Annotated in this window: 19 protein-coding genes; 6 read left to right on the forward strand and 13 right to left on the reverse strand. The window is 66.2% G+C overall.

All coding sequences use genetic code 11. The features are described 5' to 3' along the window. Positions 1-307: 307 nt before the first annotated feature. The 3 genes from ACNFBT_RS12555 to ACNFBT_RS12565 are packed head-to-tail and all read right to left on the reverse strand — an operon-like array spanning position 308 to position 2918. The gene (locus ACNFBT_RS12555; RefSeq protein ID WP_416750106.1) at positions 308-457 is read right to left on the reverse strand and encodes a DUF2474 domain-containing protein; all 150 of its coding nucleotides are present in this window, start codon (positions 455-457) and stop codon (positions 308-310) included. A gap of 10 nt (positions 458-467) precedes the next feature. Next, entirely contained in the window at positions 468-1475 is a 1008-nt protein-coding gene (gene cydB / locus ACNFBT_RS12560; protein ID WP_416749730.1) for a cytochrome d ubiquinol oxidase subunit II, read from the reverse strand. 3 nt (positions 1476-1478) lie between these two features. Continuing rightward, positions 1479-2918, reverse strand: coding sequence for a cytochrome ubiquinol oxidase subunit I (locus ACNFBT_RS12565; RefSeq protein WP_416749732.1), 1440 nt, complete (start codon positions 2916-2918; stop codon positions 1479-1481). A 454-nt stretch (positions 2919-3372) separates the two neighbouring features. Between ACNFBT_RS12565 and ACNFBT_RS12570 the strand changes: the two genes are divergently transcribed. The 4 genes from ACNFBT_RS12570 to betT all read left to right on the forward strand — a co-directional run bounded on the left by ACNFBT_RS12570 (position 3373) and on the right by betT (position 8898). Continuing rightward, positions 3373-4152, forward strand: a complete 780-nt coding sequence (locus ACNFBT_RS12570) for a MetQ/NlpA family ABC transporter substrate-binding protein (RefSeq protein ID WP_416749735.1) — start codon at positions 3373-3375, stop codon at positions 4150-4152. Positions 4153-4271: 119 nt separating this feature from the next. Then, positions 4272-5462 carry a trans-sulfuration enzyme family protein gene (locus ACNFBT_RS12575; RefSeq protein ID WP_416749736.1) on the forward strand — a complete coding sequence of 397 codons (1191 nt, stop codon included), beginning with the start codon at positions 4272-4274 and terminating at the stop codon, positions 5460-5462. 20 nt (positions 5463-5482) lie between these two features. Beyond that, positions 5483-6385: a sigma 54-interacting transcriptional regulator gene (locus ACNFBT_RS12580; protein ID WP_416749738.1), complete on the forward strand. Its 903-nt coding sequence runs from the start codon at positions 5483-5485 to the stop codon at positions 6383-6385. A 554-nt stretch (positions 6386-6939) separates the two neighbouring features. After that, the gene (gene betT / locus ACNFBT_RS12585; protein WP_416750107.1) at positions 6940-8898 is read left to right on the forward strand and encodes a choline BCCT transporter BetT; all 1959 of its coding nucleotides are present in this window, start codon (positions 6940-6942) and stop codon (positions 8896-8898) included. 139 nt (positions 8899-9037) lie between these two features. Here the strand turns inward: betT and ACNFBT_RS12590 are convergent, their stop codons facing one another. From ACNFBT_RS12590 to yedA, 9 genes are all read right to left on the reverse strand, one after another. Continuing rightward, positions 9038-9403 carry a type II toxin-antitoxin system VapC family toxin gene (locus tag ACNFBT_RS12590; RefSeq protein ID WP_416749740.1) on the reverse strand — a complete coding sequence of 122 codons (366 nt, stop codon included), beginning with the start codon at positions 9401-9403 and terminating at the stop codon, positions 9038-9040. Further along, positions 9397-9612, reverse strand: coding sequence for a ribbon-helix-helix protein, CopG family (locus ACNFBT_RS12595; protein ID WP_416749742.1), 216 nt, complete (start codon positions 9610-9612; stop codon positions 9397-9399). The genes ACNFBT_RS12590 and ACNFBT_RS12595 overlap by 7 nt, the downstream gene beginning before the upstream one ends. Before the next feature lie 134 nt (positions 9613-9746). After that, complete coding sequence (locus tag ACNFBT_RS12600; protein WP_416749744.1) at positions 9747-11786, reverse strand: OPT family oligopeptide transporter; 2040 nt, start codon at positions 11784-11786, stop codon at positions 9747-9749. Positions 11787-12024: 238 nt separating this feature from the next. After that, entirely contained in the window at positions 12025-12858 is an 834-nt protein-coding gene (gene tauD / locus ACNFBT_RS12605) for a taurine dioxygenase (protein ID WP_416749746.1), read from the reverse strand. 212 nt (positions 12859-13070) lie between these two features. Continuing rightward, entirely contained in the window at positions 13071-13889 is an 819-nt protein-coding gene (locus tag ACNFBT_RS12610; RefSeq protein ID WP_416749748.1) for an ABC transporter permease subunit, read from the reverse strand. After that, on the reverse strand, positions 13879-14670 hold the full coding sequence (locus ACNFBT_RS12615) for a taurine ABC transporter ATP-binding protein (RefSeq protein WP_416749750.1): 792 nt from the start codon (positions 14668-14670) through the stop codon (positions 13879-13881). Before ACNFBT_RS12615 ends, ACNFBT_RS12610 begins: the two co-directional genes overlap by 11 nt. A gap of 151 nt (positions 14671-14821) precedes the next feature. Then, on the reverse strand, positions 14822-15841 hold the full coding sequence (gene tauA / locus ACNFBT_RS12620; RefSeq protein ID WP_416749752.1) for a taurine ABC transporter substrate-binding protein: 1020 nt from the start codon (positions 15839-15841) through the stop codon (positions 14822-14824). A gap of 177 nt (positions 15842-16018) precedes the next feature. After that, positions 16019-16915, reverse strand: coding sequence for an acyl-CoA dehydrogenase family protein (locus tag ACNFBT_RS12625; protein ID WP_416749754.1), 897 nt, complete (start codon positions 16913-16915; stop codon positions 16019-16021). Positions 16916-17058: 143 nt separating this feature from the next. Beyond that, positions 17059-17946 (reverse strand): drug/metabolite exporter YedA, encoded by an 888-nt coding sequence (gene yedA / locus ACNFBT_RS12630; RefSeq protein ID WP_416750108.1) that lies wholly within the window; start codon positions 17944-17946, stop codon positions 17059-17061. Positions 17947-18124: 178 nt separating this feature from the next. Here yedA and ACNFBT_RS12635 point away from each other — a divergent pair, with 178 nt between their 5' ends. After that, complete coding sequence (locus tag ACNFBT_RS12635) at positions 18125-18571, forward strand: Lrp/AsnC family transcriptional regulator (RefSeq protein WP_416749756.1); 447 nt, start codon at positions 18125-18127, stop codon at positions 18569-18571. Positions 18572-18807: 236 nt separating this feature from the next. Here ACNFBT_RS12635 and ACNFBT_RS12640 read toward each other — a convergent pair whose 3' ends face one another. Continuing rightward, the gene (locus ACNFBT_RS12640; protein WP_416749758.1) at positions 18808-20085 is read right to left on the reverse strand and encodes an acetyl-CoA C-acetyltransferase; all 1278 of its coding nucleotides are present in this window, start codon (positions 20083-20085) and stop codon (positions 18808-18810) included. 165 nt (positions 20086-20250) lie between these two features. Here ACNFBT_RS12640 and ACNFBT_RS12645 point away from each other — a divergent pair, with 165 nt between their 5' ends. After that, entirely contained in the window at positions 20251-21606 is a 1356-nt protein-coding gene (locus tag ACNFBT_RS12645; protein ID WP_416749760.1) for a 3-oxoacyl-ACP reductase, read from the forward strand. The last annotated feature ends 43 nt before the right edge of the window (positions 21607-21649 follow it).

The following is a 21649-nucleotide window of genomic DNA, read 5'->3' on the forward strand; positions in this document are numbered from 1 at the left end:
GCCGTTGTAGGAGCGAGCTTGCTCGCGAACGGACCTCGGCGCGCGCATTTATCCCCTCACCCCAACCCTCTCCCCAGGGAGAGGGGGCCGTCCGTGCCGGCTGATGTCACGGTTTCATCCTGCGCCGATCAGTCCCCTCTCCCTCCGGGAGAGGGTTAGGGTGAGGGCGTGCCTTGCTCCGATGTTCGTGAGCAAGCTCGCTTACGTAAAGCCCAATCCCGAACACCAGACAAAAAAATCCCCCGCAGGAAACACCTGCGGGGGATGTGGGAACGGGCGCCGCGGTACGGCGCCCGGATGGGATCTGTCAGTGCGGCGTGCCCAGCCCCGCCGCGCTCATGAACAGGCGCATCAGCCAGGCCGCAACACCCAGGCCGGCGACGCTCAGCGCCCAGATCAGCACCAGCCAGCCGAGCCGCTTGTGCAGCGGCGCCTTCTCCTGCTCCTGATGAGTCATCGCGCGCACCTCAGTGGTAGCCATCGCCGTGCTTCACCTTGCCGCGGAACACGTAGTAGCTCCACGCGGTGTAGCCGAGGATGAAGGGGATGATGAACAGCGCCCCCACCAGCATGAAGCCCTGGCTCTGCGGCGGCGCCGCGGCGTCCCAGATAGACAGCGACGGCGGCACGATGTTCGGCCACAGGCTGATGCCCAGGCCGCTGTAGCCGAGGAAGATGAGCACCAGGGTGAGCACGAAGGGCTTCACGTGGTCGTTGTTGGCCACCGAGCGTAGCAGGCTGTAGAGGGTCAGCAGCACCAGCAGCGGCACCGGCAGGAACCAGAACAGGTTGGGCAGGCTGAACCAGCGTTGGGCGATGGCCTCGTGGGCCAGCGGGGTCCACAGGCTGACGATGCCGATCACTGCCAGCAGCACCAGCGCCAGCGGTTTCGCCAGGTCATGCATGCGTTCCTGCAGATGGCCTTCGGTCTTCATGATCAGCCAGGTGCAGCCCAGCAGGCTGTAGGCGACCACCAGGCCCAGGCCGCAGAACAGCGGGAAAGGCGCCAGCCAGTCCAGCGCGCCACCGGCGAATGCACGGTTTTCCACCGGAATGCCCTCGATGAAGGCGCCCAGCGCCACGCCCTGGAAGAAGGTCGCCACCAGGGAGCCGACGATGAACGACTTGTCCCACAGGTGCCGCTTGGCCGGTTTGGCCTTGAAGCGGAACTCGAAGGCCACACCACGGAAGATCAGCCCCACCAGCATCAGGATCAGCGGCAGGTAGAGCGCCGAGAGCACGGCCGAATAGGCTACCGGGAAGGCGCCGAACAGCGCCGCGCCACCCAGTACCAGCCAGGTCTCGTTGCCGTCCCAGACCGGCGCCACGGTGTTCATCATCACGTCGCGGTCGCCTTCGTCCTTGAAGAACGGATAGAGCATGCCGATGCCCAGGTCGAAGCCGTCCATCACCACATACATCATCACGCCGAAGATGATGATGATCGCCCAGATCAGCGGAAGATCGATTCCCATGGCTCAGTTCCTCCCTGCCGGGCTATCGCTGTCATCGTCGTCGAAGCCCTCTGCGGTGGCCGACAGCGGCCGCGAGGCAGTGCGTTTCTGACCGGGGCCGCCATGGCTGGCCTCGCGGCCTTCATGGGTGACCGGGCCCTTGCGCACCAGGCGCATCATGTAGCCGATGCCCACGCCGAACAGCGAGAAGTACACCAGCACGAACATCACCAGGGTCAGGCTCATCTGCGCGACGCTGTGGTTGGACACCGCCTCGGAGGTGCGCATCAGCCCGTAGACCACCCAGGGCTGGCGACCGATCTCGGTGGTGAACCAGCCGGCGAGGATGGCGATCAGGCCCGACGGCCCCATCCACAACACCAGGCGGAGGAAGGCGCGGTTCTGGTAGAGCCGCTTGCGCAGGCGCAGCCAGACGCTCCACAGGCCGACCAGAATCATCAGCATGCCCAGCCCCGCCATGATTCGGAACGACCAGAAGATAATGGTGGAGTTGGGCCGGTCGGCTTTCGGGAAGTCCTTCAGCGCCGGGATCGGCTCGGTCAGGCTGTGATTGAGGATCAGGCTGCCGAGCACCGGGATCTCGATCTTGAAGCGGGTTTCCTCGCGCTCCATGTCCGGCCAGCCGACCAGCACCAGCGGGGTCGGCCCGCCTTCGCTGTTGTCCCAGTGGCCTTCGATGGCGGCGATCTTCGCCGGCTGATGCTTCAGCGTGTTGAGGCCGTGGGCGTCGCCCACCATCGCCTGGATGGGCGCGACGATCAGCGCCATCCACATCGCCATCGAGAGCATCTTGCGGATCGCCGGGTTGTCCCGGCCGCGCAGCAGGTGCCAAGCCGCCGAGGCGCCGACGAAGAAAGCGGTGGCGACGAAGGAGGCGATCGCCATGTGCAGCAGGCGATAGGGGAACGACGGGTTGAAGATGATGGCGACCCAATCCACCGGCACCACGATGCCGTTGACGATCTCGTGGCCCTGCGGGGTCTGCATCCAGCTGTTGGAGGCGAGAATCCAGAAGGTGGAGATCAGCGTGCCGATGGCCACCATCACCGTGGCGAAGAAGTGCAGGCCCGGACCGACACGGTGCCAGCCGAAGAGCATGACACCGAGGAAGCCGGCTTCGAGGAAGAACGCGGTGAGCACTTCATAGGTCAGCAGCGGGCCGGTAACGCTCCCGGCGAACGCCGAGAAGGCACTCCAGTTGGTGCCGAACTGGTAGGCCATGACCAGGCCCGAGACCACACCCATGCCGAAGTTGACGGCAAAGATCTTCGACCAGAAGTGATAGAGGTCTCGGTAGACCTCATCCGACGTCTTCAGCCACAAGCCTTCGAGCACCGCCAGATAGCTGGCGAGGCCGATGGTGATGGCGGGGAAGATGATGTGGAAGGAGACGGTAAAGGCGAACTGGATCCGGGCCAGGTCGAGCGCCTCTAATCCGAACATGACGATTCCTCTTCAGGCTGACGCCCGCCACGCCAGTGGCCGGGCACCGTGCCTTGCGCATGCGCAGGGCGTTCTTGCGTGAGTCTGTGTTGCGAGCCACCGATCTGTCGTCGGTTCGGCTTCATCTGGCCGCCCATTCAGAATGGACCGTGATCTGCATTGATGCCGCTCAATGAAGCCACTCGATCTTACGCCGCCGACCGCGGCGCACCGCCGTGGTGGGTTGCCGCGCGGCGGGGTGTCGCGCGACAGGTTGTCTCAGTCCTTGATCGCCATATGAACAAAATCGAATATCAAAATGAAAAATTAATATTTTATTGGAATAAAAAAGCTCGGTAAGTTCTGCCTCAACCGCAGCCGCTGGAGCCGCGGAAAAAGAATCCACCGCCCGTACGAAGGCCCCATCCCGGCCGGCCCGGACGCCAGCGGTCATCTGCCCCACAAGGACATCGCAATGAAAAAACTGCTGCTTCTGACCGCCCTCGCCGCTGCCTTCACCACCTCGGCCTTCGCCAATGAAAAGCTGGTCATCGCGGCCACGCCGATCCCCCACGCCGAGATCCTCGAGCTGATCAAGCCGACCCTGGCCAAAGAGGGCGTGGACCTCCAGATCAAGGTCTTCACCGACTACGTACAGCCCAACGTACAGGTGGCCGAGAAGCGCCTGGACGCCAACTACTTCCAGACCAAGCCGTACCTGGACAACTTCAACAAGGGCAAGGGCACCAACCTGGTCACCGTGACCGGCGTGCACGTCGAGCCCTTCGGCGGCTACTCGAAGAAGTACAAGTCCATCGACCAACTGCCAGACGGCGCCACCGTCGCCATCCCCAACGAAGGCAGCAACAGCGGCCGCGCCCTGCTCCTGCTGCAGAAGGCCGGCGTGATCAAGCTGAAAGACCCGAGCAACGCCCTGGCTACCCCGAAAGACATCGCCGAGAACCCCAAGCACCTGAAGTTCAAGGAGCTGGAATCGGCCCTGCTGCCGCGCGTACTGGACCAGGTCGACCTGGACCTGATCAACACCAACTACGCCCTGGAAGCCAAGCTCAACCCGGTGAAGGACGCGCTGATCCTCGAAGACCGCAACTCGCCCTACGTGAACTACCTGGTGGCGCGTCCGGACAACAAGGACAGCGATGCCCTGAAGAAACTCTCCGCCGCCCTGACCAGCCCGGAAGTCAAAGCCTTCATCGAGAAGAAGTACAACGGCGCCGTAGTACCCGCCTTCTGATCCAGCCGCCCGGCTGCGTGCCGGGCGCAACGACTCCCACGCTGGGCGCGCCTCGAGCGCACCCGCTTCAACGCCGGTGGGCAGGTTCCACCGGCGTTTTTCTTTCCCGAGGTAAAGCCATGAGCGACAACGCCAAAGGCCCATCCACCCGCGCTGTGCATACCGGCCAGGATGCCGACCGGCGCATGGTCACCCGCGCCAAGAGCCTGCCGATCTACCAGAGTTCGGTGTTCGTCTACGACTCCCTGGAGCAGGTCGACGACTTCCTCGCCGGCAACCCCGACAACTACATGTACACGCGCATCGGCAACCCCAACCACACCGCCGTGGAGGAACTGCTGCGCGAACTGGAAGGCGGCGAGGACGCGCTGTTCTCCACCTCCGGCATGGCAGCGATTTCCGCGGCCCTGCTGGGCGTGCTGAATGCCGGCGACCACCTGATCGCCAGCCGCGAGCTGTACGGCACCACCCAGAGCCTGATCGAGAAGGAGCTGTCGCGCTTCGGCATCGCCTCCACCCTGCTTGACCTCAACGACCTGAGCGCCGTGGAAGCGGCGATCACCCCGAGCACCAGGCTGATCTACACCGAGACCGCCTCCAACCCGCTGGTGCGCGTGAGCGACGTGCCGGCGCTGGCCGACCTCGCCCACCGCCACGGCCTAAAGCTATTGGTGGACAACACCTTCCTCTCGCCGGTGCTCTACCAGCCGCTGCGCGACGGCGCCGACCTGGTGATCCACAGCACCACCAAGTACCTCAACGGTCATAGCGACGCCATGGGTGGCGCGCTGGTCGGCGATGCGCAGTGGATCGCCGCCGCGCGGCGCTTCCAGATCAACGCCGGCGGCAGCGCCAGCCCCTTCGAGAGCTGGCTGAACTTCCGCGGCGCCAAGACCCTGGCCCTGCGCATGAAAGCCCATTCGCAGAACGCCCAGGCTCTCGCCGAAGCCCTCGAAGGGCACCCGCAGGTGGCCCGCGTGTATTACCCCGGCCTGCCCTCGCACCCGGACCACGAACGGGCGCAGCGCCTGTTCCGCAAGGGGCATTCGGGCATGTTGAGCTTCACCTTGAAGGGCGGCCTGGACCAGGTGGACAGCCTGATCGGCCACCTGCAACTAGCCGCCTTCGCCCCCTCGCTCGCCGGCGTGGCGAGCAGCATTACCCACCCCGGCAAGACCTCGCACCGCGCATTGTCCGCCGAGGCCCTGACCGCGCTGGACATCCACGACGGCACCATCCGTGTGTCGGTGGGCATCGAGGACAGCGAGGACATCGTCCGTGACTTACTGCTGGCGCTGGACGCGCTGTAAGAGCAGAAGGAGAAATACCCATGAACGCCCCCCACGCGCCGCTACCGCTGCTGACCTTCCCCGACGCCGACAAGAGCCCGCTGAGCATCCGCGCCAAGGCGCTGGTGTTCTTCGACCCGCGTTCGCATCAGGTGCGCGACGAAGTGGAACGCCTGGCGCCGCTGCCGCAGCCGGTGCTGATCCACGGCGAGACCGGCACCGGCAAGGAACTGCTGGCCCGCCACATCCACCGCGCCAGCGAACGTCCCGGCCTGTTCGTCGCGGTGAGCTGCAGCGCGCTGAGCCGCAACTACGCCGAGGCCGAGCTGTTCGGCTACGCCCCCGGCGCGCACAACGGCCCGGTGGGCAGCCGCGCCGGCTGGTTCGGCTCGGCCAATGGCGGAACCCTGTACCTGGACGAGATCGCCGACCTGCCGCTGTCGCTGCAGCAGAAGCTGCTGCGCGTGCTGCAGGAGCGCGAGGTATTGCGCGTCGGCGCCCGCGAGCCGGTGCCGGTGGACGTGCGCCTGGTCGCAGCGACCAGCCTTGACCTGGGCCAGGCGGTGAAGGCGGGGAAATTCCTCGAAGGGCTGCAGCAGTACCTGCACGACGGCAACCTCACCCTGCCGCCGCTGCGCGAGCGCATCGGCGATATCCAGCCTTTGGCCGAATACTTCCTCGGCGTGCACGCGCAACGCCTGGAACTGCCGGTGCCGCAGATCGCCAGCGACACCCAGCGGGTGCTGGAGAGCTATCCGTGGCCGGGCAACATCCGCGAGCTGGAGAACGTTATCCACTTCGCCCTGCTGGTCAGCCCCGGGGCGGAAATCGGACCGCAGCACCTGAACCTGCCGGACACCACCCTGCCGGATTTGCGGGCGTTGCTGCAGCGACCGGGTGTCCGCGAACAGTTGCGAACCCTGCTCAACGAGGCGGAGCGCTGAACCGTTTCACTAAAAGCGACGAATGGTCGCAGTGAAAGGATTGGCCCGCCCCCGAGACGACGGCAGAGAATCCTGAGCTTGCTATCAATTTCAGGATTTTGTCTGGCTAAAACACATCAAGACAGTCTCATCGACCAGATCAATATCAACCATAAAGACCATTCACTTATATTTGTCACAAATATCAGGGAAAATGGCTATCAGGCAGTCGGGACCCAATTTCCCCGAGCCTTTGGAGACTATCGTGACCAGCTTTGCCGCTCTTGCCAGCTTTTTCGCCGCCACCGCCTTCCTGAACGTACCTGCGCAGGTCGACCCGGAACGCCGTGAGATTCGCCAAGCGAAGAAAGCCCGCCGCAAGTAAAGCAGTACCCGCTCCGCTCGGCCCTCGTACAGGGCCGGCGGCGGGACCATCGGTCCCACCGATTGGCCTTTGACGGCCATCTCGTGTTTTCATTGAATGCTTGTTCAAGGAAAAAACACGAGGGACCCCGCCCGTTTTGACTGCCCCCCAATCCCCTACTCCGTCCGCAACAACCGCCCCTTCCATGCGCATGAACCCACCGGTCTTCTACGGTGCGGCGGCGCTGATCCTGCTCTTCGCCCTCTTCGTCATCGGCCTGCCGCAACGCGCGGGTGACTGGCTGCTCGCCGCCCAGACCTGGGCCGCCGGAACCGTCGGCTGGTACTACCTGCTGGCGATGACGCTGTACCTGATCTTCGTGGTGGTCACCGCGCTTTCCGACTACGGAAAGATCAAGCTCGGTGCCGACCACGACGAGCCGGAATTCAGCTACCTGTCCTGGGCCGGCATGCTCTTCGCCGCCGGCATCAGCATCACCCTGTTCTTCTTCTGCGTCTCCGAGCCGCTGACGCACTTCCTCCAGCCGCCGCAAGGCGAAGCCGGCACCCCGGAAGCGGCGCGCCAGGCCATGCAGCTGCTGTTCCTGCACTGGGGCCTGCACGGCTGGGGCGTGTTTGCCCTGGTGGCGATGGCGCTGGCCTACTTCGCCTACCGCCACAACCTGCCACTGGCGCTGCGCTCGGCGCTCTACCCACTGATCGGCAAGCGCATCAACGGCCCCATCGGCTACGCGGTGGACTGCTTCGGCATCATCGCCACGGTGTTCGGCCTGGGCGCGGACATGGGCTTTGGCGTGCTGCAGCTCAACGCCGGCCTCGACTTCCTGTTCGGCATCGCCCACAGCCACCCGGTGCAGATGACGCTGATCGTGCTGATGATGGGCGCGGCGATCCTGGTTGCCATCTCCGGCGTCGACAAGGGCATCCGCCTGCTCTCGGACATCAACATGGTCCTGGCCTGCGCCCTGCTGCTCTTCGTGCTGTTCGCCGGCCCCACCCAGCACCTGCTCAACACCCTGGTGCAGAACATCGGCGACTACCTCGGCAGCCTGCCGACCAAGAGCTTCGACCTCTACGCCTACGGCAAGGACGGCAGTGAATGGCTGGGGGGCTGGACGGTGTTCTACTGGGCCTGGTGGATCGCCTGGGCGCCCTTCGTCGGTCTGTTCATCGCGCGCATTTCGCGCGGGCGGACGATCCGCGAATTCGTCTTCGGCGTGCTGTTCATCCCGCTGGGTTTCACCCTGGCGTGGATGTCGATCTTCGGCAACAGCGCACTGGACCAGGTGCTCAACCACGGCTTCAGCGAACTGGGCCGGGTCGCCGTCGAGGAGCCCTCCATGGCGCTCTACCAGTTGCTGCAGAACTACCCGGGCAGCAAAGCGGTGATCGCCGTCACCGTGCTGGTCAGCTTCGTGTTCTTCGTCACCTCGGCGGACTCCGGCACCGTGGTCCTCTCCACCCTTTCCGCCCACGGCGGCAGTGCCGACGACGACGGCCCGAAATGGCTGCGGGTGTTCTGGGGCGTCGTCACCGCGCTGGTCACCGGCGGCCTGCTGTTCGCCGGCAGCATCGATGCGCTCAAGTCGGCGGTGGTGCTCACCTCGCTGCCGTTCTCGCTGATCCTGCTGCTGATGATGTGGGGGCTGCACAAGGCCTTCTACCTCGAATCCCAGCGCCAGCGCGCGCGCACTCACTCCCTTGCGCCACCGCCCTCGACCAAGACCGGCGGCTGGAAGCGCCGCATCTCCCAGGCCGTGCACTTCCCCACCCGCGACGAGGTGTACCGCTTCATGAGCGACGTGGTCAGCCCGGCCATCGCCGAGGTCTCGGAGGTGTTCCGCGAGAAGGGCCTGCAAGTGGATTCCGACCTCGACCTGGGCAACCTGGAACTGGGCGTGGAGATCGGCCACGGCGAGCAGCATCCGTTCCTCTACCAGGTGTCGATGCGCGGCTATTTCACGCCGTCCTTCGCCCGCGCCGGCATGGGCGGCCTGCACCTGAAGAACCGCCGCTACTTCCGCGCCGAGGTGCACCTCTCCGAAGGCAGCCAGGACTACGATCTGATGGGCTACAGCAAGGAGCAGATCATCAACGACATGCTCGACCAGTACGAGCGGCACCTGCAGTTCCTGCATCTGGTGCGGTGAAGGCCGCAGGGCGTACAACCGTTTGCGGTTGTACGCCTCGTCTGGGCGTCGAGCTCAGGCTCAGAGTGCTCGGGTACCCAGACCAAACGGCGTATAACGCGGAGCGTTATACGCCCTACGCTTCCGGCAAGTTCGCCGCTCACAACCGATACGGCAACCGCACGCCCGGCTCGCTCTCGGCGAAATCCTTGATATTACGCGTCACCAGCAGCCGCCCCTCGACCTCCGCTGTGGCCTTGATGATCGCGTCCGGCAACTTCACCCGCAGGCGCTGCCGCACCTCGACCGCGCGCTCGGCAATGCGCTCATCCAGCGCCAGCACGGTGAAGCTGGAGAGGAAGGCGCGGGTCGCGGCTTCAGTGTCGGGCGATACGCCAATCATCACTTCCATCCAGGAGATGATGCTGATCGCACGATCGCTGTAGAGCGCCAACTCATCCCGCGCCTGCCCATAACCGTTGAGGTAGTCGATCAGGATGTTGGTATCGAACAGGCCCCTTACCATTCCTCGCGGGCCTTTTCCTGGTAGACGAGGCCGTCGACCTTGCGCTCCTTCCACAGCCCGAACGCCGCGTCAGCGTCGGCCTGCGCGTGGTTGACCAGATATTCGGCGATGGCCTCGCGGATGATCGCAGCGCGGGACTGCTGTTGCCGCTCGCTGATATCGTTCAGGCGTTCCAGGTATTCAGCAGGAATGTCCACCAGGGTGCGCATGGGAGCCTCCGATAAATGATATCGACATCATATATCACCCATTAAATCTTACGTCGCGCCCAACGACGAACAACCGAAAGCTCCGACGACAAAAAAGGCGCCCGAAGGCGCCTTTTTCGCATCACGACGAAGGATCAGCCGCGCGTGCCGGTGAGCACCTTGCGGTAGAACAGCACGCAGATCGCAACGAACACCACCAGGCCCAGCCACTGCGCGGTGTCCTCGAAGGAGCCGCCGACCAGCGCCAGCGGAGCGTCCTTGCCAGTGGTGCCGATGATGGCCGCCAGCAGGATGCCCATCAGGCTCTCGCCGACGATCAGGCCCGAGGCCAGCAACACGCCACGGCGCTTGGGCTCGTCGGAGAACTTCTCCTCGCTGACGCCCGCCGCCAGGGCGCGTTTCTTCAGCGTCGTCTCCAGTAGCCAGGCAAGCACCGCACCGACCACCAGAGTCATGCCGATGGTCGGCGGCAGGTAGATACCCAGGCCCACCGCCAGCACCGGCAGGCTGGCCTTGCCGGTGCGGCGCAACAACACGTCCACCAGGATCAGGGCAATGCCCAGGGCCACGCCGATCAGGATCATGTTCCAGTTCAGCGCGTTGTGGAAAATCCCGCTGGCAATCGCCGTCATCAGCGTCGCCTGCGGTGCGGCCAGCGCGGCGTTCGGGTCCATGCCCTCGCGCGGCAGGGCGCCGGTGAAGCCATAGGCGTTGAACAGCAGCTCCAGTACCGGCGGGATCACCAGCGCGCCCACCAGGCAGCCGACGATCAGCGCCACCTGCTGCCGCCACGGCGTCGCGCCGACCAGGTAGCCGGTCTTGAGATCCTGCAGGTTGTCGTTGGAAATCGCCGCGATGGCGATCACCACCGAGGTGGTGAACAGCGCCAGGGCGATGGCCAGCTTGCCGCCCTCCATCGCCAGGAAACCATCCTCCAGCGAGCCGACGCCGAGGATCAGCAACGACACCAGGATCACCGCGATGATGCCGATACCGGAGATCGGGCTGCTCGACGAGCCCACCAGGCCGGCCATGTAGCCGCAGGCGGCGGCGATCAGGAAGCCGAAGAAGAAGGCGAAGATCACGCAGACCGACACCAGGCCCCAGAACCCGAAGCCCTTCAGGTCCGGCGCGGCGTCGCCGAGGAAGTAGGAGAACACCACGAACAGCGCCACCAGCAGAACGCCGGCGATGGCCACGATCCACTTCGCCGAGAGGTCCTGCTCGGTACGCAGGTCACTCACTTCACCGCGTCCACGGACCGCGCTGAGCGACGCCCAGACGCCCTGCACCATGGGCTTGAACAGGGTGGCCAGGGTCCACAGCGCGGCGATGCCGATGGTCCCCGCGCCGAGGAAGCGCACCTGGCTGCTCCACAGTTTGGTGGCCAGTTCCGGCAGGCTCTGCCCGGCGGCCAGCACACTGTTCACCGAGAGCAGCGGTACCGCCACGCCCCAGGCGATCACCACGCCGATGAGGATCGCGATACCGGCGGTGATGCCCATCAGGTAGCCGGCGCCGACCAGCGCCAGGGAGAAGCCGGTGGACAGGCGGAATGCCGCCTGCCCCGCGGTGAGCCAGAAGCTGAAGCCTTCGGCGAGCACCCTGAAGCCGCTGCTGAGCAGGCTGAAGGCGGCGGCGATCACGCCACCGGCGAGGATGTCGCGCAGGCCCGGGCCGCCGGCTTTCGCGGGCTTGCCGGTCTTGTCCGCTTCCTCCTCATGGCTGCCGACGCGCAGGATCTCCGCCGCCGCCACGCCTTCGGGGTACGGCAGGTTGCTTTGCACCACCATCACCCGGCGCAACGGGATGGTGTAGAGCACGCCGAGGATGCCGCCGATGGAGCAGATGGCCGCGGTCTGCCAGAACGGGAAGCCGCTCCAGTAGCCGATCATCAACAGGCCCGGAAGGATGAAGATGATCGAGGACAGGGTGCCGGCCGCCGAGGCCTGGGTCTGCACCATGTTGTTCTCGAGGATGTTGGAGCCGGAGAAGTAGCGCAGCACGGCCATGGAAATGACGGCTGCCGGGATCGACGAAGCGAAGGTCAGGCCGACCTTGAGGCCGAGGTAAACGTTGGAGGCGGTGAATACCACGGTAATCAGCGCACCCAGGATCAGGCCGCGAACCGTCAGCTCGGCGAGGTTGGACTCGTCGGGAATCCTTTCTTGCATGTAGGCAATCTCTTGATGAAGCGAAACTGCCAAAGCGTAGGACAGTGAGCCTGCCACCGCGACCCATAATGGCGACGAATGCGGTCTGCGGTGCGGCTTTGTTGCCGCAAGTCACGGGGATGGTGGGAAATTCCCAGGCAAAGCAGGCCCCGTAGGAGCGAGCTTGCTCGCGAACCGCATGACGGAGGATTCAGGCTGGAATCCGTTCGCGAGCAAGCTCGCTCCTACAGGTGAGTCCTCAGAACGGCCTGTCCCCCAGAATGGTCGCCCGGTGCATCACCCGGCGCTGCGGGCGGTAGTCGTCCACCGCGTAGTGCTGGGTCACGCGGTTGTCCCAGAAGGCCACGTCGTTTTCCTGCCAGCGCCAGCGCACGGTGAACTCCGGGCGGCTGAAGTGGGCGAACAGCAGGTCGAGGATGGCGCGGCTTTCCGCCGGCTCCAGCTCGTTGATGCGGGTGGTGAAACCGTCGCTGACGAACAGCGCCTTGCGCCCGGTGACCGGGTGCGTGCGGATCACCGGATGGCTGCGTGGCGGGTTCTTCCTGCGCGCTTCTTCCAGGCGCGCGAGGTCCGCGTCGGTGGCGCCGAAGCGCTCCTGGGGGAAGGACTTGCTGATGTCGTGGGTCGCGGTGAGGCCGTCGAGCAATTGCTGCAGCGGTTTGGACAGAGCCTCGAACGCCGCGATGCCACTGGCCCACAGGGTGTCGCCACCGTAGCGCGGCAGCTGCTTGGCGGCCAGCACGGCGCCGAGCGCCGGGGTTTCCAGGAAGGTCACGTCGGTGTGCCAGATGGCGTTGTCGCGCACGTCGGTGACGGCGGTGTCGAGGACGATGACTTCGCGCTGTTCGGGCGAGCTGGGGTAGATCGGGTGGATATGCAGGTCACCGAAGCGCGCGGCGAAGTTCGCCTGCTGGGTGGGGGTCAGCGGCTGGTCGCGGAAGAACAGCACCTGGTGGTCGAGCAGGGCCTGCTCGATCAGGCGCTGCGCCGCGTCGTCCAGCGGGTCGGCCAGGCGTACGCCGGAAACGATGGCGCCCAGGGCCGGGCTGATGGGTTCGATGGTCAGGGTCATTTCAATGCACTCATCAAGTTTGGGCGGGGCGTTGTGGCCCTCACCCCAGCCCTCTCCCAGAGGGAGAGGGGGTTGTTCGGTGTGTTCGGGAAGGTCGCTGCCGTCCTTCAACAGCGGAGGAATGGCCGTGAGGCAGAGGACGAAAACCCACTCGGAACAGTCCCCTCTCCCACTGGGAGAGGGCTAGGGTGAGGGGCTCTTGCTCTGGCTCCCTACTCCCAGGAAGCAAACCGCTTCTGCACCCACCTCAGCCCCAGCTCGAAGCTCAGCGCGATGGCCGCGATCAGCAGGATTCCCAGTACCACCACATCGGTGGCGAGGAACTGCGCGGCGGACTGCACCATGAAGCCCAGGCCTCGGTTGGCGGCGATCAGCTCGGCGGCGACCAGGGTCGACCAGCCCACGCCCAGCGCAATGCGCAGGCCGGTGAGAACTTCCGGCAACGCGCTGGGCAGGATCACGTGACGCACCACCTGCAGGCGGCTGGCCCCCAGGCAACGCACAGCCTGGATGCGCGACTTGTCCACACGGCGCACGCCGGCTGCGGTGGCGATCAGCAGCGGGGCGAACAGCGCGAGGTAGATCAGCAGCACCTTGGACAGCTCGCCGATGCCGAACCAGATGACGATCAGCGGCAGGTAGGCCAGCGGCGGCACCGGGCGGTAGAACTCCACCAGCGGATCGAAGGCCGCGCCCACCAGCGGGTTGAGGCCCATGAGGATGCCCAGCGGAATCGCCGTGAGCACCGCGGCGCCCAGCGCCAGCAGCACGCGCAGCAGGCTGGTGCCGATGTGCTGCCACAGCGATGCATCGACGTAGCCCTCGGCGAGCAAACGCTGGAAGGCTTCCACCAGTTGCTCGGGCGCGGGCAGGAACAGGGTGTCGACCCAGCCCAGGTGCGTGGCCAGCCACCAGAGCACGAAGATGCCGCCGACGCTGCCGGCAGCGGCCCAGCGGCGGTAATCGCCCGGCACGGCGCGGGCTTTCGGCATGGCGGCCGGGAGTTTGGCGGCGAGGGTTTCAGTGGACATGCTCGGCCTCCGGTTCCTCAAGGAACTCATCGAGAAGCAGTTGGCGCAGACGCGCGAATTCCGGGTCGGACTTGATCGAACGCACCGGCTCGCCAGCGGCGTAGCGACGGGCGAAGTCCAGCGGCAGGCGCTTGACGATGCGCGCGGGCGGGCCGTCCATCACCACCAGGTCGGTGGCGAGGAACAGCGCCTCGTCGACACTGTGGGTGATCAGGAACAGGCCCTTGCCGGTCTTGCGCCACAGGTCGAGGGTCAGCACCTGCATGCGCTCGCGGGTCAGCGCGTCGAGGGCGCCGAAGGGTTCGTCGAGCAGCAGGAAATCCGGCTCCACCGCCAGCGCACGGGCCAGGCCCAGGCGCTGCCGCTGGCCGCCGGAGAGCTGGGAGATGCGGTAGTCGGCATGCTCGCCCAAGCCCACCAGCTTCAGCACTTCATGGGCGCGGGCGTTGCGTTCGGCAGCGCCGACGCCACGGATGCGCAGGCCCAGGGCGACGTTATCCAGCGCGCTCAGCCAGGGCATCAGCGCGTCATCCTGGAACACCACGCCGCGTTCGCCACCGGGGCCGTCGAGGGTGCGGCCGTCGATCTGCACGCGGCCGCTGTCCGGTGCCTGGAAGCCCGCCAGCACGTTGAGCAGGCTGGACTTACCGCAGCCCGACGGACCGAGCACCACCAGGGATTCGCCCTTGGCCAGGCTGAGAGAAAGGTCCCGCAGCACGACGCGCTCGCGTCCGCGCTGCTGAAAGGTGAGGCTGACCGCCTCGGCCGTCAGACGGCTCATGTTCTGCCCTCCGTAGGGTGAGAAGAAATGCGTGGCGCTGTTTGCTCTTGTAGGAGCGAGCTTGCTCGCGAACCGCCCTGGCTTCGGAGCCGACAGGTGTTCGCGAGCAAGGACAAGGCGTCCCCCTCGGTCCTACAGGAAGAGCAACGCCTCAGCGCTGCCCGACCTGAACGCTCTCCGCCTGGCGCACGTAGTCCGCGCTGACGTAGGGCGAGTAGTCCTTGAGCACCGACGGCACGCGCTTCTGCTCTTTCAGGAATTCGGCGGTGCCGGCGATGTCCTTGGCGGTGCCGCCACCCAGCAGTGCGGAAGAGAGCTGCGCCTGGGCTTCGGGGAAGGCGGAGCCAGCCAGCAGTTCGGGCACGTCCTGCGGATCCGCGCCGGTCAGCTTGGCGATCTTCTTCACCTGCTCGGAGTCGGCGGTCCACTGCGCCTTGTGGGCGTTGTAGTCGGCGAAGGAATCCAGGCTCACCCTGGCGAACTTGGCGATGACGTCCGGGTGTTTCTCGGCGAAGTCCTTGCGGGCCACCCAGACCTCGAAGGTCGGTGCGCCCCACTGGCCGACTTCGGCGGCGTCGGTCAGCACCTTGCCGGACTTCTTGATCTCGCCCAGGGCGGGCGACCAGACGAAGGCGCCGTCGATGTCGCCACGGCGCCAGGCGGCGGCGATCTCGGTGGGATTGAGGTTGACGATCTTCACCTTGGCCGGGTCGATCTTCCAGTGCTTGAGTGCGCCCAGCAGGCTGTAGTGCGAGGTGGAGACGAAGGGCGTGGCAATGGTCTTGCCGACCAGGTCTTCGGGCTTCTCGATCTTGCTGCCGTTGCGCACCACCAGGGCCTCGGCCGAGTTGATCTGCGCGGAGACGATGAAGGCGACGATGGGCAGGCCACGGGAGGTGGCGGCAGCCAGCGGGCTGGAGCCGATGTTGCCCAGCTGCACGTCGCCCGAGGCGATGGCGGCGATCACTTCCGGGCCGCTATTGAAGCGGCGCCAGTCGAGCTTCTCGCCGATGACCTTTTCATAGGTGCCATCAGCCTGGGGAACCTTGGTCGGGTCGATGCCGGTCTGGTAGCCGAGGACGATATCGGCGAACGCGGCGCTCTGGGAGAACAGCGCGGCCGCAACAGCGACGCCGGCCAGGGCACGGCGTACGAAACGAGGTTTGTTCATGGTGTTTCCTCTGGGGTAACGGCGGTGCCGGCCTCCGCAGAGGGGGCGGACCACGGGACGGGATTCGATGGGTTGAAACGGTGTCCGGTGGTCCGGTAGAAACTAGATTAACGGTATAAAAAACTCGTAATAAATAATATTTGGTTCTTAACTTATGAGCGCCCGAAGCAACGCACTTCAGGTCGCGCCGGCGAGCAAACGCGCACGCACGCCCTCCTCGCGCAGCCCCAGCGCCACCGCCTGCTGCGCCACGGCGGAGGTTTCCGCCACCAGGGTCGCCAGCGCGGCACTACGGGTGAAGCTCAAGCCGTTGCCCGCCGCCAGCGCTGCCTCGAAGGCCACGGCGGACTGTTCGGAGAGGCGCAACCCCAGCCCCAGCAAACGTCGCAGGCCTCTGACCGCCACCCGTGCAGGCAGCGCATCGCACGCCTGTATGGCCAGGCCCAGCGCAATGTTCGCCTGCAGCAGCGCCGACAGGCTGCCGCGCAGCTGCGCGCGGGGCGTCCAGGGCAGGCCCGGTGGCAGCAGGATGTCCTCGGGATGCAGGCGCACTTCATGGCAGCGCAGCAGCCCGCCGCCGTTGGGTTCGAAGCGGTCCAGTCCGTCGCGGTCGGCCGGCAGCGCGGCGATCAGCAGGCCTTCGCTGGGCGCGTGCCAGGCCGAAAGCACCAGCCAGTCGGCCGCCTCGGCGCCGAAGCAGTCGTGGCGACCGCCCTGCAGCAGGAAGCCACCGCGCCGGTGCTCCCGCGCCAGCAGGCGGCGCTCCTGGTGATCCACCGCCTCGCCCCACAACCAGTCGCGCGCGACGCTCAGCGGCAACAGGCGTTCGCGCTGCTCGCGGCTCCCCAGCAGTTGCACGCTGGCCAGTTGCAAGTGATGCACGGCGAACAGCCGGGCCAGGGTGCCGTCGCGCTCGGACAGGTCGCGCAGGGTCTGCAGCACTTCGTCCCAACTGGTACCGCGCCCGCCGTAGTCGCGCGGCACCGACAGGTCGAGCAGGCCGGAGGCGCGCAGCGCACGGCTCCAGCGGGCAGAGGGAAGATCGGGAAGGGAAGCGGTCGCCGCCAGGTTCATGCGCACCTCGTCGAGAGAGTCGGTCAGTGGCCTGGGCGTATGGCGCGCGGGTGTACTGAGAAAGGAAAACGGCCTCACTGGGGAGGCCGTTTCATACCCTAGCGAAGTCGCCGGGCGGGGCGAAATAACCTTTCGGGCTTAGCTCATGCCGCGTCCTGGCGCCGCCACTGCGGCAGGCCGATCAGCACCACGGCGCTGATGATCACCGCCATCGCCAGGGACTCGGCGACGCCGATGTGCTCGCCGGCGAAGACCACGCCGAGCATCACCGCCACCGCCGGGTTGACGTAGGCATAGCTGGTGGCCGCAGCCGGGCGCACGTTGGCCAGCAGGTACATGTAGGCGCTGAAGGCGATGATCGAACCGAACACCACCAGGTAGGCCAGCGCACCCCAGCCGGCGGCGGTCGGCATCTGCGTCATGCGCTCGCCGCTGAGGAAGCTGCCCAGCAGCAGCACGCCGCCGCCCACCAGCATTTCCAACGCGCTGGCCATGGCGCCGGCCGGCAGAGACAGGCGCCGGCTCCACACCGAACCGAAGGCCCAGGTGGCCGCCGCGAAGATGATCAGCGCCGCGCCCGCCGGGCTGCCCTGCAGGTTGGAGCCGAGGTTGAGCAGTACGATGCCGAACAGGCCCAGGGCGATACCGGCCCATTCCAGCGCATTGGTCTTGTTGCCGAAGAAGCGCCCGAACACCAGGGTGAACAGCGGCACCGTGGCCACCGCCAGCGCCGCCACGCCCGAGGCCACGCCCCAGTGCTCGGCGACCGTCACCCCGCCGTTGCCGCAGCTGAGCAGGAGGATGCCGATGGCGCCCGCCGACAGGCATTGCTTGAGCGTCGGCAACGGCGCGCCGCGCCAGAGCATCCAGGCGAACAGGAGGGTCCCGGCGATGATGAAGCGGCAGCCCGCCATCAGCATCGGCGGCCAGGATTCGACGCCGATGCGGATCACCAGGTAGGTCGAGCCCCAGATGAAGTACAGGGCGAAGAACGCAGCGATCAGGGTCAGGGAGACGCGGGCTCTGGGCATGGTGATCGTGGTCATGGGAAGCGCTCGACAAGACAGGCGGAGCGCTTCATTTTATGAGGGTCGATAACGCCAGATAAGGCACAGACGACGTTAAAGCAGGCATAACACTTTTCATTCGACGGATTTTCCGGTGACTTTCCGTTGAATCCAATTTCGTCGAAAACCCGAGGTTACCCCCATGGACAAATACGACCGCGCGCTGCTCGCCGCCCTGCTGGAAGACGGCCGGATGTCCTTCGCCGAGCTGGCCCGGCGCATCAACCTCTCCCCTCCAGCGGTGGCCGACCGCGTGGCGCGCCTGGAGGCGGACGGGGTGATCACCGGCTACCACGCCAGCGTAGACCTGTCGAAGATGGGCCGCTCCATCCAGTGCCTGATCGAGATGCGGCTGAACGACCACCGCAGCAAGACCATGCTCGACCCGTTGATGGAAATCCCGCAGATCATCGACTGCTACCGCATCACCGGGGAGGCCTGCGTGATGCTCAAGGTCGCGGTGAGCTGCACCCAGGAGCTGGAGGAGCTAATCGACCGCCTGGCGCAGTTCGGTACCAGCAAGACCTCGCTGGTGCTGTCCACGCCGTTCTCCGGGCGCGTGCATCCGGCGATGTTGCAGGGCGGTTGAGGGGCATTTCTAGAAGGAAATTGCCCCCCCGAGCGACGGCCTCACTTGTAGGAGCGAGCTTGCTCGCGAACCGCCCTGGCCTCGGTGCCGACCGGTGTTCGCGAGCAAGCTCGCTCCTACAGGTAACGCCCACCCGACGCGCGGATAAAAAAAGGCGGCGCCGCTTGCACGGCACCGCCTGAAGTCACGGAGTTGCTACATCGTGGGGGCGACCATGGCCGCCCCGATGTATTGGATTACCTTTCCACGATCGCGGTCACACCTTGGCCACCCGCCGCGCAAATCGAGATCAGCCCGCGCCCCTTGCCGCCGGCGTCCAGCAGCTTGGCCAGGTTGGCGACGATGCGCCCGCCGGTGGCGGCGAACGGGTGGCCGGCGGCGAGCGAACTGCCCTTCACGTTGAGCTTGCTGCGGTCGATGGAGCCCAGCGGCGCGTCCAGGCCCAGGCGCTCCTTGCAGTAATCGGCGTCCTCCCAGGCCTTGAGGGTGCACAGCACCTGGGCGGCGAAGGCTTCATGGATTTCGTAGTAGTCGAAGTCCTGCAGGGTCAGGCCGTTGCGCGCCAGCAGGCGCGGCACCGCGTAGACCGGCGCCATCAGCAGGCCCTCGTGACCACCAACGAAATCCACCGCCGCCGCTTCGCCATCCTTGAAGTACGCCAGGATCGGCAGGCCGCGCGCCTTCGCCCACTCCTCGCTCGCCAGCAGCACCACCGAGGCGCCGTCGGTGAGCGGCGTCGAGTTGGCCGCCGTCAGCGTGCCGCGCGGGCCCCGCTCGAACACCGGCCTCAGGGTGCCGATCTTCTCCAGGTTGATGTCCGGGCGCAGGTTCTGGTCGCGCACCAGGCCGCGGAACGGCGTCATCAGGTCGTTCTGCCAGCCCTCGTCGTAGGCGGCGGCCAGCTTGATGTGGCTCTCGTAGGCCAGCTTGTCCTGCTCATCGCGGGGGATGGCCCAGGTCTGCGCCATCAGCTCGCAGTGCTCGCCCATGGACAGCCCGGTACGCGGCTCGCCGTTCTTCGGGATGTGCGGCATCAGGTGGCGCGGGCGGATCTTCAGCAGGCTCTTGATCTTCTCGCCGTTGGACTTGCCGCGATTGGCCTCCAGCAGGATCTTGCGCAGCCCTTCGTTAACGCCGATGGGCGCGTCGGAGGTGGTGTCCACGCCGCCCGCAATGCCGCACTCGATCTGCCCCAGGGCGATCTTGTTCGCTACCAGGATCGCCGCTTCCAGGCCCGTGCCGCAGGCCTGCTGGATGTCGTAGGCCGGGGTCTCCGGCGCCAGGCGCGTGCCCAGCACGCATTCGCGGGTCAGGTTGAAGTCGCGGGAATGCTTGAGCACCGCGCCGGCGACCACTTCGCCCAGGCGTTCGCCGTGCAGCTTGTAGCGCTCGATCAGGCCGTCCAGCGCACAGGTCAGCATCTCCTGGTTGCTCGCCGTGGAATACACAGTGTTGGAGCGGGCGAAGGGAATTCGGTTGCCGCCGACGATGGCGACCCGGCGCAGTTGGGTCATGCAGGGCTCCTGAGAATGAGCGTTGAAGTGCGCTCAAGGCTAACCTTAGCCGCTTGTGTCGCATTGGCCGCCCCGCCGTTGCGCAGGTCAGCGCGGTCAATTGCGCCGAACCCGCCGCTGCGTAGAGTGGTCAGCACTTCGAGAATCCGTGCAGGAGCCCGTTCCATGACCGATCGCTACATCGCCTTCGCCAACTCCAACGTCGGCCGCCGCCTGGTCGGAGCCCTCGGCCTGCCCGCGCCGGTCCGCCTGGAGCGCTGGAGCGCCGGGCGCACGCGGCCGGTGGACGGGGCGCTGCTGCTCGGTGGCGAGGGCAACCTGAACGAGGCGGTGCTGACGTTCTCCGGGCGCCTGACCGACGCGGTGTTCGCCTTCGCCGAAGGCCAGTACGGCCTGCCGCGCTGGACAGCCGAGCACGGCCCGAAGCTCAAGGCCATCGTCTTCGACGCCAGCGGCCTGACCCGTTTCGAGCAGACCCTGGAGCTGCGTACCTTCTTCCAGGGCGCGCTCAAGGGCCTGGACAAGTGCCCGCACGTGGTGATCCTCGGCCGTGCGCCGGAATCCCTGAAAGACCCCATCGCCGCCAGCGTGCAACGCAGCCTGGAAGGCTTCAGCCGCTCCCTGGGCAAGGAAATCCGCCGGGGCGGCAACGTGCAGCTGGTGTACGTCGGCAAGGGCGCCGAAGACCAGCTCGAAGGCGCGCTGCGCTTCTTCCTCTCGCCCAAGAGCGCCTATGTCTCCGGGCAGGTGGTGCGCCTCTCTGCCTACGACAAGCAGGTGCAGGACTGGAGCCGCCCGCTGGTGGGCAAGCGCGCGCTGGTGACCGGCGCCGCCCGTGGGATCGGCGCGGCCATCGCCGAGACCCTCGCCCGTGACGGCGCCGAGGTGGTGCTGCTGGACGTACCGCCGGCCAAGGATGCCCTCGACGCCCTCGCCGCGCGCCTGGGAGGCCGTGGCGTGGCGCTGGACATCTGCGCCGCCGATGCCGGCGCGCAGCTGGTGGAAGCGCTGCCCGACGGCGTGGACATCGTGGTGCACAACGCCGGCATCACCCGCGACAAGACCGTCGCCAAGATGAGCGAGGCTTTCTGGAACTCGGTGATCGACGTGAACCTCAAGGCCCCGCAGGTGCTGACCCAGGCGCTGCTCGATGCGAACAAGCTGCATGACGACGGCCGCGTGGTGCTGCTCGCATCCATCAGCGGCATCGCCGGCAACATGGGCCAGACCAACTACGCGGTAAGCAAGGCCGGCCTGATCGGCCTGGCGCAGGCCTGGGCGCCGGTGCTGGGCAAGAGGGGCATCAGCATCAACGCGGTGGCGCCGGGCTTCATCGAAACCCAGATGACCGCCGCCATCCCGCTGACCATCCGCGAGGCCGGCCGGCGCATGAACTCCATGGGCCAGGGCGGCCTGCCGCAGGACGTCGCCGAAGCCGTGGCCTGGTTCGCCCAGCCGGGCTCGGGTGCAGTGAGCGGGCAGGTATTGCGGGTGTGCGGGCAGAGTCTGCTCGGGGCATGACCCGTAGGGCGTACAACCGTTCGCGGTTGTACGCCGATACACC

Origin of the sequence: Pseudomonas sp. NY15181 (assembly GCF_048068055.1) — a bacterium.
GTDB lineage: Bacteria > Pseudomonadota > Gammaproteobacteria > Pseudomonadales > Pseudomonadaceae > Pseudomonas.

What these genes read in the sequence shown, in the direction of transcription:
- ACNFBT_RS12555 (WP_416750106.1), bottom strand. Translation starts at nt 457, where the DNA reads ATGACTCATCAGGAGCAGGAGAAGGCGCCGCTGCACAAGCGGCTCGGC.
- cydB (WP_416749730.1), bottom strand. Translation starts at nt 1,475, where the DNA reads ATGGGAATCGATCTTCCGCTGATCTGGGCGATCATCATCATCTTCGGC.
- ACNFBT_RS12565 (WP_416749732.1), bottom strand. Translation starts at nt 2,918, where the DNA reads ATGTTCGGATTAGAGGCGCTCGACCTGGCCCGGATCCAGTTCGCCTTT.
- ACNFBT_RS12570 (WP_416749735.1), top strand. Translation starts at nt 3,373, where the DNA reads ATGAAAAAACTGCTGCTTCTGACCGCCCTCGCCGCTGCCTTCACCACC.
- ACNFBT_RS12575 (WP_416749736.1), top strand. Translation starts at nt 4,272, where the DNA reads ATGAGCGACAACGCCAAAGGCCCATCCACCCGCGCTGTGCATACCGGC.
- ACNFBT_RS12580 (WP_416749738.1), top strand. Translation starts at nt 5,483, where the DNA reads ATGAACGCCCCCCACGCGCCGCTACCGCTGCTGACCTTCCCCGACGCC.
- betT (WP_416750107.1), top strand. Translation starts at nt 6,940, where the DNA reads ATGAACCCACCGGTCTTCTACGGTGCGGCGGCGCTGATCCTGCTCTTC.
- ACNFBT_RS12590 (WP_416749740.1), bottom strand. Translation starts at nt 9,403, where the DNA reads ATGGTAAGGGGCCTGTTCGATACCAACATCCTGATCGACTACCTCAAC.
- ACNFBT_RS12595 (WP_416749742.1), bottom strand. Translation starts at nt 9,612, where the DNA reads ATGCGCACCCTGGTGGACATTCCTGCTGAATACCTGGAACGCCTGAAC.
- ACNFBT_RS12600 (WP_416749744.1), bottom strand. Translation starts at nt 11,786, where the DNA reads ATGCAAGAAAGGATTCCCGACGAGTCCAACCTCGCCGAGCTGACGGTT.
- tauD (WP_416749746.1), bottom strand. Translation starts at nt 12,858, where the DNA reads ATGACCCTGACCATCGAACCCATCAGCCCGGCCCTGGGCGCCATCGTT.
- ACNFBT_RS12610 (WP_416749748.1), bottom strand. Translation starts at nt 13,889, where the DNA reads ATGTCCACTGAAACCCTCGCCGCCAAACTCCCGGCCGCCATGCCGAAA.
- ACNFBT_RS12615 (WP_416749750.1), bottom strand. Translation starts at nt 14,670, where the DNA reads ATGAGCCGTCTGACGGCCGAGGCGGTCAGCCTCACCTTTCAGCAGCGC.
- tauA (WP_416749752.1), bottom strand. Translation starts at nt 15,841, where the DNA reads ATGAACAAACCTCGTTTCGTACGCCGTGCCCTGGCCGGCGTCGCTGTT.
- ACNFBT_RS12625 (WP_416749754.1), bottom strand. Translation starts at nt 16,915, where the DNA reads ATGAACCTGGCGGCGACCGCTTCCCTTCCCGATCTTCCCTCTGCCCGC.
- yedA (WP_416750108.1), bottom strand. Translation starts at nt 17,946, where the DNA reads ATGCCCAGAGCCCGCGTCTCCCTGACCCTGATCGCTGCGTTCTTCGCC.
- ACNFBT_RS12635 (WP_416749756.1), top strand. Translation starts at nt 18,125, where the DNA reads ATGGACAAATACGACCGCGCGCTGCTCGCCGCCCTGCTGGAAGACGGC.
- ACNFBT_RS12640 (WP_416749758.1), bottom strand. Translation starts at nt 20,085, where the DNA reads ATGACCCAACTGCGCCGGGTCGCCATCGTCGGCGGCAACCGAATTCCC.
- ACNFBT_RS12645 (WP_416749760.1), top strand. Translation starts at nt 20,251, where the DNA reads ATGACCGATCGCTACATCGCCTTCGCCAACTCCAACGTCGGCCGCCGC.